General features: G+C 70.0%; 13 protein-coding genes and 1 tRNA gene. 5 read left to right on the top strand and 9 right to left on the bottom strand.

The features are described 5' to 3' along the window. Positions 1 to 15: 15 nt before the first annotated feature. A complete protein-coding gene (locus tag M1L60_RS27880) occupies positions 16 to 474 on the top strand; it encodes an SRPBCC family protein (RefSeq protein WP_253240499.1) in 459 nt (152 codons plus the stop codon). Positions 475 to 650: 176 nt separating this feature from the next. Continuing rightward, complete coding sequence (locus tag M1L60_RS27875) at positions 651 to 1,571, top strand: PQQ-binding-like beta-propeller repeat protein (RefSeq protein ID WP_253240498.1); 921 nt, start codon at positions 651 to 653, stop codon at positions 1,569 to 1,571. Positions 1,572 to 1,631: 60 nt separating this feature from the next. Here M1L60_RS27875 and M1L60_RS27870 read toward each other — a convergent pair whose 3' ends face one another. Next, positions 1,632 to 2,942, bottom strand: a complete 1,311-nt coding sequence (locus M1L60_RS27870; protein WP_253240497.1) for an aspartate aminotransferase family protein — start codon at positions 2,940 to 2,942, stop codon at positions 1,632 to 1,634. A gap of 75 nt (positions 2,943 to 3,017) precedes the next feature. Between M1L60_RS27870 and M1L60_RS27865 the strand changes: the two genes are divergently transcribed. Together M1L60_RS27865 and M1L60_RS27860 are read left to right on the top strand one after the other, a co-directional pair. Next, positions 3,018 to 3,902, top strand: a complete 885-nt coding sequence (locus tag M1L60_RS27865) for a LysR family transcriptional regulator (RefSeq protein ID WP_253240496.1) — start codon at positions 3,018 to 3,020, stop codon at positions 3,900 to 3,902. Positions 3,903 to 3,975: 73 nt separating this feature from the next. Further along, positions 3,976 to 4,560, top strand: a complete 585-nt coding sequence (locus M1L60_RS27860; protein ID WP_253240495.1) for a dihydrofolate reductase family protein — start codon at positions 3,976 to 3,978, stop codon at positions 4,558 to 4,560. Here the strand turns inward: M1L60_RS27860 and M1L60_RS27855 are convergent. From M1L60_RS27855 to M1L60_RS27845, 3 genes are all read right to left on the bottom strand, one after another. Then, the gene (locus tag M1L60_RS27855) at positions 4,542 to 4,736 is read right to left on the bottom strand and encodes a hypothetical protein (protein ID WP_253240494.1); all 195 of its coding nucleotides are present in this window, start codon (positions 4,734 to 4,736) and stop codon (positions 4,542 to 4,544) included. The genes M1L60_RS27860 and M1L60_RS27855 overlap by 19 nt on opposite strands. After that, complete coding sequence (locus M1L60_RS27850; RefSeq protein WP_253240493.1) at positions 4,714 to 6,120, bottom strand: hypothetical protein; 1,407 nt, start codon at positions 6,118 to 6,120, stop codon at positions 4,714 to 4,716. Before M1L60_RS27850 ends, M1L60_RS27855 begins: the two co-directional genes overlap by 23 nt. Further along, positions 6,120 to 6,195 (bottom strand) — tRNA-His (locus tag M1L60_RS27845). The genes M1L60_RS27850 and M1L60_RS27845 overlap by 1 nt, the downstream gene beginning before the upstream one ends. Positions 6,196 to 6,256: 61 nt before the next feature. On the opposite strand from M1L60_RS27845, the gene M1L60_RS27840 reads away from it, so the two are divergent. Next, positions 6,257 to 6,763 carry a hypothetical protein gene (locus M1L60_RS27840; protein WP_253240492.1) on the top strand — a complete coding sequence of 169 codons (507 nt, stop codon included), beginning with the start codon at positions 6,257 to 6,259 and terminating at the stop codon, positions 6,761 to 6,763. Here the strand turns inward: M1L60_RS27840 and M1L60_RS27835 are convergent. From M1L60_RS27835 to M1L60_RS27815, 5 genes are all read right to left on the bottom strand, one after another. Continuing rightward, positions 6,737 to 7,399 carry a hypothetical protein gene (locus M1L60_RS27835; protein WP_253240491.1) on the bottom strand — a complete coding sequence of 221 codons (663 nt, stop codon included), beginning with the start codon at positions 7,397 to 7,399 and terminating at the stop codon, positions 6,737 to 6,739. The two genes, M1L60_RS27840 and M1L60_RS27835, sit on opposite strands and share 27 nt — an antisense overlap. 54 nt (positions 7,400 to 7,453) lie before the next feature. After that, positions 7,454 to 7,717 carry a hypothetical protein gene (locus M1L60_RS27830; protein WP_253240490.1) on the bottom strand — a complete coding sequence of 88 codons (264 nt, stop codon included), beginning with the start codon at positions 7,715 to 7,717 and terminating at the stop codon, positions 7,454 to 7,456. A 103-nt stretch (positions 7,718 to 7,820) separates the two neighbouring features. After that, on the bottom strand, positions 7,821 to 8,489 hold the full coding sequence (locus M1L60_RS27825) for a hypothetical protein (protein ID WP_253240489.1): 669 nt from the start codon (positions 8,487 to 8,489) through the stop codon (positions 7,821 to 7,823). Positions 8,490 to 8,806: 317 nt separating this feature from the next. Further along, positions 8,807 to 10,474, bottom strand: a complete 1,668-nt coding sequence (locus M1L60_RS27820) for a fumarate hydratase (protein ID WP_253240488.1) — start codon at positions 10,472 to 10,474, stop codon at positions 8,807 to 8,809. Positions 10,475 to 10,558: 84 nt separating this feature from the next. Then, positions 10,559 to 11,890 (bottom strand): PQQ-binding-like beta-propeller repeat protein, encoded by a 1,332-nt coding sequence (locus tag M1L60_RS27815; protein ID WP_253240487.1) that lies wholly within the window; start codon positions 11,888 to 11,890, stop codon positions 10,559 to 10,561. Between the last annotated feature and the right edge of the window lie 93 nt (positions 11,891 to 11,983).

The raw sequence follows: 11,983 nt of genomic DNA, 5'->3' as shown, positions 1-11,983 counted from the left end.
CCCGGGGGTGACGCTATGTCGACGGTCGTGGTGACCCGCCTGATCGACGCGCCGGTCGCGGCGGTCTGGTCGGTGTTCACCGATCTCAACCGGCGCCGCGAGTGGCTCACCGCCGTCACCCGGGTCGAGGTGCGCAGCCACGGCCCGTTCGGCGCGGGCACGGTGTGGCGCGAGACCCGCGGCATGGCCGACGGCGGCGAGGTCACCGAGGAGTTCCGGGTGCGCGAGTGCGAGGTGCCCGAGAAGTTCGTGGTCACCTCGCCCGGCATCGGGGCCGACTACCGCATGACGTATTCGTTCGTGCCGGTCATGTCGGGCCGTCACCGCGGCGGCACGATGGTGACCGTGAAGCAGGACGGGTCGGCCACGGCTCCGGCGGCCCGCATCCTGGGCCTGATCTTCGGCGGGCTGGCCGCCGAGACAGCCGAGGGCGCCCTGCGACGCGACCTCGACGACCTGGCCGCGGTCGCCTGACATAGGCTCCCCGGGTGTCCCGGGTGCTGCTGCGATCGCTGGCGGCGGTGCTGCTGGTGGCCGCGACCGGACTGATCGGGTGGCGGGTGTTCGGGCCGGCTGAGGTGTTGTCGCCGGCTGTCGGGGGCTATTCGGCTGCGGTCAGTGACGGGCCGGGGGTTACTGGGCGTACGAAAATGGCGCCGCTCATCGTCGACGGGCAATTGCGGGTGTACGCGGGGGAACGCCAGGTTCGGGCCGACTCCCCGGTTGACGCCAAGAGCATGGTGACGCCTCGGTGGTCGTTGCGGCGCTGGCCGGCCCGGGTGTCGGGCGTGGTGGCCTCGGGGTCGACGGTGATCAGCCGGTGGTCGGACGGGCAGTTGATCGCGATCGACGGGCGTTCCGGCCGTGAAATATGGCGGGTCGACACCGGGCTGTCGGTGTCGAAGGCCGGAGGGGATCGCACCGGGGCGTCGATGGTGTGGGCGCCGGCCGGGCTCTATGTCGGTGACGGGGCTGTGCTGGTGGCCGGGGCTGGGCGGTTGGTCGCCTACGAGGTGGCCGGCGGAGTGCAGCGCTGGGCGGTTGAGGACGTCCCATGTGCGGCAGGCTTCACGACCCTGGGTGGGCAGTTCTTCTGCTCCGACCGCGAGCCGGCCCAGCAGCCCTTCGGCGGGTACTCGCTGGCGAACGGGGCGGCTCTCACCCCGTACCTAATTGGGCCTTTTGTTCCTTTGTCATGTGAAGTCGGGTGGTCGGGCTGCGGCGGGCTGCGCGACAAGGACGGGCAGGGTTACCTGGTGGATGGTGCGACGCCTCGGCGGTCGCTTGAGTTGGACAAAACGGACGCTACGGTGATCGGCGGCCGGGTGGTAAGCGTTTCTTCCGGCGTCCACGTGTTGGGGACTTCGCGGGGACGGTCGGTGACGCTCACCGCCGACCGGCATCTGCGGATCGACGGTGAGCTGGATTTTGCGCTGGCTGTTGGGTCCGATGGGCTGGGCTGGAAGCCTGGTCGGTGGCAGGTCGCCGATGACTTCGTGGCAATCGAGCGGCTGTCGGCGGACGGGCACTATTTCTCCGCCGACCCGGTGATCATCGCGTCGATCAAGTGAGCTTGGGGCGCGACATTGCCGATGGCCTGATCCAAGACCTGGCGGCCGAGGCCGCGTTGATCAGGTGAATTGCGGCGCGACGTCGCTGATGGCCTGGTCGAGGATCTGCAGGCCGAGGTCGAGTTCGTCGGTCGAGGACGTCAGCGCGGGGGCGATCCGGAAGACGCCGCCCATGCCGGGCAGCTGCACGACGTTCATGTGCAGGCCGAGTTCGAGGCAGTGCCGGGTGACCGCCGCTCCCAGCTCGTCGGCCGGCTGCTTGGTCTGCTGGTCGAGCACCAGTTCCAGGCCGACCAGCAGGCCGCGGCCACGCACGTCGCCGATCACCGCGTGCCGCGTCTGCAGCTCGCGCAGGCCGTCGGCCAGGTGGTTGCCCAGTTCGGCCGCGCGATGGTCGAGCTTGTCGGCCTCGAGGACGTCCAGGACCGTGTTGCCGACGGCGGCCACCAGCGGGTCCGAGACGTGCGTGGTGAAGAACAGGAAGCCGCGGTCGTGGGCCGTCTGCTCGATCTCGGCGGTCGTCACCACGGCGGCCAGCGGCAGGCCGGCGCCGAGGGTCTTGCTCAGGGTCAGGATGTCCGGGGTGACGGCGTCGCGCTGGAACGCGTACCAGTCGCCCGTCCTGCACAGACCGGTCTGTGCTTCGTCGAGGATGAGCAGTCCGCCGCGCTCGTGGCACTTGTCGCGCAGCGCGGCCAGGTAGCCCGGCGGCAGGTCGAGCACGCCGCCCGAGCTCAGGATCGGCTCGACGATGCAGGCGGCCAGGCTGCCCACCGACTGCGCGTCGAACAGCTCGAACGAGAAGTCCAGCTGCTTGCGCCAGTCGAGTTGGCCGTCGGCGTCGGTGAAGTCGGGCCGGTACGCGTTCGGAGTGGGGATCGCGAAGTTGCCGGGCGCGGCCGGCCCGTACCCCTTGCGCCCGGAGCTGTAGGTGGCGCCGGCCGCGGCCTGGGTCATGCCGTGCCACGAGCGGCCGAACGAGATGATCTCGTGTCGCCCGGTGACCAGCTTGGCCATTCGGATCGCGGCCTCGTTCGATTCGGCCCCGGTGGTCAGCAGCAGCACCTTTTCGAGCGGGTCGGGCAGCGAGTCGGCCAGGCGGCGGGCCAGGTCGACCACCGGGCGGCTGAGCATGCCGCTGAACAGGTGATCGAGCGAGGCGATCTGCCGCTGCACGGTGCCCACTACGGCCGGGTGCGAGTGGCCGAGGATCGCGCTCATCTGGCCCGACGTGAAGTCGAGCAGCCGCCGGCCGTCGGTCGTGAACACGAAGCTGCCCTCGGCGCGTTCGATGATCTCGGGGGTGAACCGCCCCGCGCCGGAGTAGCGGACGAGGTGACGCTCGGCGTCGGACCAGAACGTGTCAGTCATGACTCGACGCTAGGGCGGGCGCTAGCGTCAGGTCCATCCCACATTTCCGCGCTCGCTGTTAAGGAGAGCCGCACAGTGACGCTGAATCCGTGGCGCCTGCGGTTGCTGGTCGACCTGTCCACGTACGGGACGGTCCGCGCGGTCGCCCAGCGCGGCAATCACAGCCCGTCGGCGGTGTCGCAACAGCTGGCCACGCTCGAACGCGAGACCGGCACAGCCCTGCTCGAACGCACCGGCCGCCGGGTCCGGCTCACGGCGGCCGGGGTGCTGCTGGCCGGGCGGGCCCGCGAGATCCTGGCCGCCATGGACGCGGCCGAGGCGTCGCTGCGCGGGCTGACCGACGAGCCGGTGGGCACGGTGACGCTGGGCGTGTTCCAGAGCGCGGTGCCGGCCCTGGCCGAACCGGCGGTGGCTCTGCTGGCCGCGCGGCACCCCGACGTGACGGTGGTGCTGCTCGAGATGGAACCGCACGTCAGCATGCCCGCCCTGCGCCGGGGCGACGTCGACGTCATCATCACGACCACCGACTTCGCCGGGGCCGAACTCGACCCGGCCATCGACCTGGTGCCGCTGGCCGAGGACGAGGTCGTGCTGGTGCTGCCGCCGGACCATCCACTGGCCGCCCTGGACGCGGTGGCCCTGGAAGCCTGCGCCGACCAGCGCTGGACGTTCGACTTGGCCGGGGCGTACATGTCGGAACTGGCCACCCGGCTGTGCCGCGAGGCCGGCTTCGAACCGACGGTGATCTGCCGCTTCAACAACTACATGCTGACGCTGCGGCACGTGGAGGCCGGGCGCTCGATCGCCCTGTTGCCGAGCCTGGCCGTGGACTCGCGCTACGAGGTCGTGACCAGGCCACTGGCGCCCGCGCTGTATCGCCGAATCACGGCGGCGGCGCGCCGGCCGTCGACCTCGCGGCCGGAAGTTACCGCGGTGCTGACCGCCCTGCGCAGCCGATAAAAGTGCTATCGTCCGAAACCGCTTGCACTTTGCAACCGCTTGGAGGTTCGCGATGGTGGACACCACCTGTCACATGTCGATCTCGCTGGACGGTTTCGTTGCCGGGCCGGACCAGAGCCGGGACAACCCCTTGGGCGTACGGGGCCGCGAGCTGCACGGCTGGCACATCGGCGATCCCCGGGCCACCGAGGCCGACAAGGTCGCGAAGTCCTGGCTGATGCGTCCTCGCGGTGCGTACGTGATGGGCCGCAACATGTTCGGCCCGATCCGCGGCGACTGGGACGAGGAATGGACCGGCTGGTGGGGCAACGAGCCGCCGTACCACGCGCCGGTGTTCGTGCTGACCCACCACGCGCACGACCCGATCGCGCTGGACGGCGGAACGACCTTCCACTTCGTCACCGACGGCTTCGACGCGGCGTACGCGGCCGCGCTCGAGGCCGCTGACGGCAAGGGCGTGGACATTGCGGGCGGCGCCTCGACCGTCCGCCAGGCCCTCAACGCCGGCGTGATCGACGAGCTGACCCTCGACATCGCCCCGGTCCTGCTCGGCTCGGGCGAGCGCATGTTCGACGGCGTGGAATCGTTCGGTTTCGAGCCGGTCGAGGTGCTGCACTCACCGCTGACCACGCACATCCGCTACCGCCGCGTCGGTTGACCCCTGGTCCAGCCGAGCAGACGCTGCTCGCCAGTGATCCGGTCACCCTGGGCGACGCGCCGGAGCCCGGCCAGGGCGGGCGCGATCCTCGTGCGTACGCCGGTCGGCGCCTCGGCCAGTTCGGCCTGGAACTGGTCGAGCAGCGGGCCGGGGTCACCGGCGTCCGGGAGCGACAAGAATAAGATCAAGTGCCGCCAGGCGTACGCGACGTCCTTGATCACCGGTAGCGGCCGGGGATGGCCCTCGATCCGCTCGGCCAGCTTGAGCACGGTGGCGAAGCTGCGCCGCGCCGGCCTCCTGGGACAGGCCCGCGAGTTCCCGCACGAGCGGGTTGGGCAGCAGCGTCGCCGGGAACCCGTCCACCGCGAGCTCACCCAGGCGCCGCAACGTCGCCTGCGCGTCGCGGCGGGTCTCGTCACCCTCCTCCCGGTACGGACGCAGGGCCCGCACCCAGGGCAGCTCGGTCAGCCGCACCTGGTGCTGCAGGTTCAGCAGCAGCAGCGAGCGCCGCTCGCGGAAAGCGCGGTACGTCGCGGCCATCAACGTCCGCAGGGCCGGGTCCGGATACGCGGCCGCGTTCGTCTGCGCCGCGAGTTGCGGCACGAGTTCGGCCAGCACCTCGGCCGAGGGCAGCACCCCGGCCGCGATCAGATCGTCCACCACCATGGCGGCCACGACGGATCGCAGCAGACCCAGCTGCCGGGGCGTGAGCTCGCCACCATGGACGACGTCCTGAGCCGCGGCACGCAGGACCGCCAGGTTCTCCTTCGGCTTGCGGTGCTTGCCGCAGAGCGTGTGCGCGGCCGCTAGAGCGTCGTATCGAGCGAGCAGCGCTTCGGCGTGACCGTGCCAATCGCCCGGGAAGACCGTCGCCACCGGGTCGCCGGTCGTCAGCCACAGGGTCAGCAGCTCGTCGGCGAACGGATTCCACACCGTCATGGCCTCCCGCATCGCCTCGACCCGCGAGTTCTCGCGCCGGGCGGCCAGGGCCGTCCGCACCTCACCGGCGTCGGCCCGCCACACCACGGACGGGTCCTGCTCGCCCGCGTCCGCCGGCACCGGGCTGAAACTCAACTGCCCGCCGTACGGGCCGATCTCCTCCAGCAGGCCGAGAGCACGGTCCCGGTCGCCGGAACGCAGCAGCCAGGCCATCGCCAGCAGGGCGGCCTGCTCCGCGAACTCGAGCCGGTAGCGGCCGCTGTCCAGCCGCGAGCACAACTCCGCCTGTCCGGCGTCGGTCAGGTAGTACGCGAACACCGCCGCCCGATCGTCGGCGATCGCTGCCTCGTGCGGGCGCAGAGGTCCGCCCGCGGCTGCTGTGCCGGTCGCGAAGCCACCCCGGACAACCTCCGGCGTCACCCAGGCCGGAAACCCCGCCACCGGCGTACGCGACCCGATCCGCAACGAGCCGGCGGCCATCCCGGTCAGCACCCGCATCCAGCGGGCGACCCGAGTCTCCGCCCGCGACCGGGTCGCCGCGTTCTCGTGGGTCAGCGCGGTGACGAAAGCGGCCGCCAGCTGCCCCTGCGGGTACGCCTCACCTGCCTGCTCACTGTTCATGCCGGGGTGGCAGGTTCCGCCCCTGCGCCCTCCGGGTCCATAGCCCGGTGCTCTGCTGACTGAGCTACACGCCGCCCGCCGACCCTAAGACAGAGCCTCACCCGCTGTCATCGAGTTTGCCCCGTAGGCTCTGGCCGTGATCGCGGACGTCGTGGCATCAGCCCAGGAACTGGTCTCGCAGCAATTCCCCGAGGGAGCCGAGGACACCAGCGACTGGCTCGAAGGTGTGCCGCAGATCGGAGCCCGAGCGGCCTTCGCGCCGATCGCGGTCTTCGAGAGTCTGCACGAGACGCCCGCGGACTACGACGGGACGGCCTGGCGGCTGTGGGAGGAGGCGTTCCACGGCTTCGAGGAGCAGCGGCAAGAGGCCGTCGCCGCGCTGGCCGCGAAATGGGGACCGCCGCAGTCGCATTCGTTCCGGCCCGAGCACGACCGGGTGTGGGCCGGCGACGAGAGTGTCTCCAAGCTCGAGTACGACCTGGCGATGTTCACCGGCGGCGAACCGTTTCCGGCCTGGCGGCACGGGTCTCGGATCATTGCGCTACTGCTGGGCCAGATGGACAAGGAGTTTCCCATCGTGCTGACCCTCGCCGCTTTGACGATGCCCGACCAGGCCTCAGAAGGAGGGGCCGCCGACCGGTAGTCCGTCGGAACCGCGGCCGGTGAAGCGGATCGAGCGGGCCGGTGGGGCATCCGGGTAGTGGATGCCCAGGCGTCGCCAGAAGTCGATGAAGATCCAGATGTCGGCGAGTTCGGTGGTGTCGTCGGGGAAAGGTTTGCGGCGCCGCATCCACCAGCCGAAGACGCCAGACGAGTATGGCGGGATCAGGTACGGGGTTATGTGATTCTCGGGTACGCCGAAGCTCTCCGCGAGAACGTCCGGCCGGCCCGCCCATTCCTGTTTCAGGCGCTTCGCCTCGTGCCGGTCCGCCTCGAAATGGTCGGGCCAGGAACTGAACCGGTCCGCCTCGGCGCCGTCGCGCCACAAGACGTGGTTCCAGAAGTCGCCGTCGTAGACGTCGATGGTGCTGACCAGGGTGGTGAGCTCACCGGACAGCCACTGGGCGACCGCATTGAGCCCGGTGAAATGCGTCGGCCAGATCGTTACGATCCAGCCGTTACGGGGCGCCCACAGGTCAACCGTCGATCTTCCGTCCCCGCTGTCCGGTTCGACGAATTCGGCCGGCGCACCGTGCTTCTCGGCGTATCGGAACACGGCCGCGGCGACTTTCTCCACGTCATCCGCTCGTAAGGCGGCCGCCGCGATGAACTCGCCCACGCCGGTGACGCTACTCGAACATCAGACGGCTGTACTGCGGTCCGCCGAGGACGCCTACCCCTTGGCCCAGGCGGCCGACACCCAACGCGCCGGAAACGTCCCGGACGAACTGGTCCTCATGCCCTGATCCGAGTTCGCAGTCGATGCGGAGACCGGCACGTTGATAGCGATCCTGGCGTTCACCAAGAACGACGAGAGCGCAGCCGCAAGCACGTCAAGCTGGTCATCCTCGACGAAGGCGTAGCCGTTGCCGGCAAAGCAATCCGCGACCTGCTGCGCAATACGGCGCATCGGGTCGGCATTCGCGCTGCTCGGCATGGTGACCTCCCGGAAGACCGTCGACGTTGGACTCGCTCACCTGCCCAGGGACGATGCCATAGGCCCACTTGTCTGCGGTGAGCCACCTCCCATCTTCGAGCGTTCAGATGTTGGTGTGGCTGGCCCAGGCGGCGGCGGGAGTCGCGTCGTTGAAGTAGATGACGATGTTGCGGTCGTCCTGGATGCACAGGAAGGCGTGAGGGCTGCCCGAGGCCTGGGACCAGGCCACAGTTCCTTCCGGTGTCATGACGGTGAAGCGGCCGTTCGGTTCCGCGACGAGGTAGCAGCCGGGGCGTCCCCACGTGCCGGTATCCCAGAACGCCTTGGTTCCGTCGTAGCCGACGAGGTTGCCGTCGGGCTGCATCGCGAGCGTGTAGCGGCCGTTCGCCGAGGTGAGCTTGTCGCCGGGGTTCAGCCGGCGGCCGGCGACGAGGAATTCGCCGGAGTCCTGAGCGCGGCCCTGGGCCCGGGACACCCGGACCGGTTCGGGACGGCCGAGACGGAGAACCCGCCGCAGCTCAGCGTGGGCGCTGGCCTCGACGAAGGGCGGGTTTTCGTCGATCAGCGCCGTAATGGCCGACCGGACCTGCTCGGTGGTCAGCGCGGCCACCATGCCGTCCAGAGCCACGAGGCCGCCGACGTCGTCGATCCGGGCTGCGCGCGGCAGCCTCAGCTGGTCCTCGCTGTACAACCGGGTCACGAGAGCGGCCAGGAATGCGATTCGCGCTTCGCTGGTGTGCATCGCGGCCTGGGCCGCCTCGAGGGTGGTCACCACCTGCTGGGTCTCGGTCGGAGGCGCAGCCGCAAGGGCCGGCCGGACCGGCTTGCGAGGCCGCAAGTTTGAGATCACGGCGGGTAGGGCCCGCCCGGCCTGGCTCACCGCCGCGGTGGCGCCGACGACGAGCAGACCGGCAAGCGCCTTGATCAGTTCCCGTTGCAGGTCGGCCAGCGGTCCGAATCCCCGTAGTTCAGTGGTACGGGAAAGGCCTCGTAGATGCTGTCGTCAGGTGCCATCGGCGTCAGCTTATGGCTCGGAACTACGGCTGTAGTGGGCCGACGGTGCTGGTGTACGGGACCGTTCGGCCGAGATCAGGGGCGGGCGCCGATGCGGAGCAGGGGGTTGGGGCGGGTCACGTCGGCGAAGAAGTCGTTGCCCTTGTCGTCGACGATGATGAAGGCGGGGAAGTCCTCGACCTCGATCTTCCAGACCGCTTCCATGCCCAGTTCCGGGTATTCGAGCACCTCGACGTGGCGGATGCAGTCCTGGGCCAGCCGGGCCGCGGGGCCACCGATCGAACCGAGATAGAACCCGCCGTACGAGTTGCAGGCCTGCGTCACCTGGGCCGAGCGGTTGCCCTTGGCCAGCATGACCAGGCTGCCCCCGGCGGCCTGGAAGCGCTCGACGTACGAGTCCATGCGGCCGGCCGTGGTCGGGCCGAACGACCCCGACGCGTACCCCTCGGGGGTTTTGGCTGGGCCGGCGTAGTAGACCGCGTGATCCTTCATGTATTGCGGCATCGGCTCGCCCGCGTCCAGCCGCTCGGCGATCTTGGCGTGGGCGATGTCGCGCGCCACGACCAGGGGGCCGGTCAGCGACAGGCGGGTCTTGACCGGGTATTTCGAGAGTTCCGCGCGGATCTCGGCCATCGGGCGGTTCAGGTCGACCTTGACCACCGGCTCGTTGCCCAGGTCGACCTCGGGCAGGAAGCGGGCCGGGTCGGTCTCGAGGCGCTCGAGCCACACGCCGGACGGCGTGATCTTGGCCAGGGCCTGGCGGTCGGCCGAGCACGACACGGCGATCGCCACCGGGCAGGACGCGCCGTGCCGGGGGAGGCGGATGACCCGTACGTCATGGCAGAAGTACCGGCCGCCGAACTGGGCGCCGATGCCGAAGTCGCGGGTCAGTTCGAGGACGGCCGCCTCGAGTTCGACGTCGCGGAAGCCGTGGGCCGACATTGTGCCGTGCCGGGGCAGGTTGTCGAGGTACTTGGCGCTGGCCAGCTTGGCTGTCTTGAGCGCGTACTCGGCGCTGGTGCCGCCGATGACCACGGCCAGGTGGTAGGGCGGGCAGGCCGACGTGCCGATCAGCCGCAGCTTCTCGTCGAGGAACTCCATCATGCGGGCCGGGTTGAGCAGCGCCTTGGTCTCTTGATAGAGGTACGACTTGTTGGCCGAGCCGCCGCCCTTGGCCATGAACAGGAATTTGTACGCGTCGGGGGCGCCGCCCGGGTCTTCCGCGTACAGCTCGATCTGGGCCGGCAAATTCGAGCCGGTGTTGCGCTCGTCCCACATGGTGAGCGGGGCCAGCTGCGAATACCGCAAATTCAGCCGGGTGTACGCCTGATAGACGCCTTGGGCGATGGCCTGCTCGTCGGTGCCGTCGGTCAGCACGTGCCGCCCGCGCTTGCCCATCACGATCGCGGTGCCCGTGTCCTGGCACATCGGCAGCACACCGCCGGCCGCGATGTTGGCGTTGCGCAGCAGGTCAATCGCGACAAACCGGTCATTGGGGGACGCCTTGGGATCGTCGATGATCGCGCGCAGCTGGGCCAGGTGGGCCGGGCGCAGGTAGTGCGCGATGTCGTGCATCGCCTCGGCGGTCAGTTGCGTCATCGCGGCCGGCTCGACGGTGAGGAACCGGCGGCCGCCGGGACCGTGCACGACGTCGACACCCTCGTCCGTGACCAGTCGGTATTCGGTCAGGTCGTCGCCGATGGGCAACAGCGGCGAGTACGAGAATGCGGCCCCTTTGCTCATGACCGGCAAGCCTAGACAAGCCGCCCGGGCATCGGCGAACCACTCCGCCGATCAGCGCGTACCAGTTCGGTCAAGTCTGTTCCGTCAAGAGAACGGGATGTAGGCCATCTCACGCCCGGCCACGGCGATCAGGCCGCCCGGTCCGACGGCGAAAACTTCCGCGTCCGTACGAAGGTCGACCAGCACCCGCCCACTGCCGGGCGCCACGGCCACGACCCGCTCCGGCTTCCGGCTCGTGATCACCGCCGCGTACGGGGTGATGGCGGCCGCCCCGCCCTCGCCGACCGGCCGTGACCAGGTCGTCTTCCCCCGGCTGAAGCCGTATCCGCGGAGCGTCCGCTCGTCGGCGCTGCGGATCACGGCGTGGCTGTCGTTGACCGCGAGCACGGTCTCGCCCTTGGCCCCGCGCCACAGCAGCCGCCCGTCGTGGGCCGCCAGCAGCTCCTGGCGGCCGGTCGGGTCGACGCCCAGCACGACGTCCTCGCCGCCCGCCGGGTCGTGTTCCTGCTTGCAATTGGAGCCGTTGTCGGCGGTCCGCAGGTTCAGCCCATCGCGCTGCCAGACCGGCGCCGACGACGGCGGGTCGGTCGCCACCACGCCGTAGTAGCAGGTGCCGTCCTGTGCTGTGCCGGTCACCGTGAGCACCCGCCCGCCCGCGATGGCCACGCGCTGGTCGGGCCCGGGCTCGGCGACCTGCACGACCTTGCCGGTGGCGGTGTCGATCACGCGGATCTTGCCGTCGTCGGGCAGCCCGATCAGGCTGGGCGTCAGCCGGGGCCGGGCCACGTCGTCGTCGACCCGGTCGGCCGTGAGCGGCTTGGTGTCGGGCAGGTCGGGATTGGCCGCGTTGAGCACGAACCCGATGCCGCCGGTGTCGACGGTCCAAAGCGGCTTGGCGCCGCGCGGGGCCCAGGCCGTCAGCCGGCAGTCGCCGCCCCCGGCGCAGTGCAGGTCGAGCAGGGAGTCGCGGTAGGTCCAGACCGCGGTGGCCTCGGTGTCGGCCCGCAGCACGGCGCCGCTGCGCGGGTCGAGCACCTGGTAGCCCTTGGTCAGCAGCCGGCCGGTGGCCACCACCGCGTCGTTGCCGGTGCCGGCGACCGAGGCCCAGTCGGCGTCGTTGTCCCAGAGCTTGACCCCGGCCGTGATCCCGTACGCCTCGATCGATGTCCGGAACTCGACGATGACCGCGTCGCCGACCACCGCGACGCTCTGTGGGCTGCCGCCGATGCGCTGCTGCCACCGGGCCGCGTTGCCGGCGATCGGCTCGCTGGTGTTGACCCACGCCCAGACCTGGGGCCAGGGGTTCCACACGCCGGTGGTGGCCAGCACGATCACGATCACGATCGCGACCAGCGCGTACCCCTTCCAGGGGCTGCCACCCGACGCCATGCGCGACACGCTAGCCAGGTCAATCACCCGGACGAAGGATCTTGATTCGCCCGTGTCGATACGATTTGCCGGATATAACGGACAGGGCGTACGCGCGATTGTGCAAGTTGCACCGGCCGA

It is taken from the genome of Paractinoplanes aksuensis, assembly GCF_024137025.1.
GTDB lineage: Bacteria > Actinomycetota > Actinomycetes > Mycobacteriales > Micromonosporaceae > Actinoplanes > Actinoplanes aksuensis.
The sequence above is the reverse complement of the archived record's forward strand: the minus strand, read 5'-3'. Positions and strand labels throughout refer to the sequence as shown.

Bases quoted from the DNA above. Each gene is read 5' to 3' on its own strand.
- M1L60_RS27860 (WP_253240495.1), top strand. From the start codon at position 3,976: ATGTCGATCTCGCTGGACGGTTTCGTTGCCGGGCCGGACCAGAGCCGG.
- M1L60_RS27830 (WP_253240490.1), bottom strand. From the start codon at position 7,717: ATGCCGAGCAGCGCGAATGCCGACCCGATGCGCCGTATTGCGCAGCAG.
- M1L60_RS27880 (WP_253240499.1), top strand. From the start codon at position 16: ATGTCGACGGTCGTGGTGACCCGCCTGATCGACGCGCCGGTCGCGGCG.
- M1L60_RS27875 (WP_253240498.1), top strand. From the start codon at position 651: ATGGCGCCGCTCATCGTCGACGGGCAATTGCGGGTGTACGCGGGGGAA.
- M1L60_RS27850 (WP_253240493.1), bottom strand. From the start codon at position 6,120: ATGAACAGTGAGCAGGCAGGTGAGGCGTACCCGCAGGGGCAGCTGGCG.
- M1L60_RS27820 (WP_253240488.1), bottom strand. From the start codon at position 10,474: ATGAGCAAAGGGGCCGCATTCTCGTACTCGCCGCTGTTGCCCATCGGC.
- M1L60_RS27870 (WP_253240497.1), bottom strand. From the start codon at position 2,942: ATGACTGACACGTTCTGGTCCGACGCCGAGCGTCACCTCGTCCGCTAC.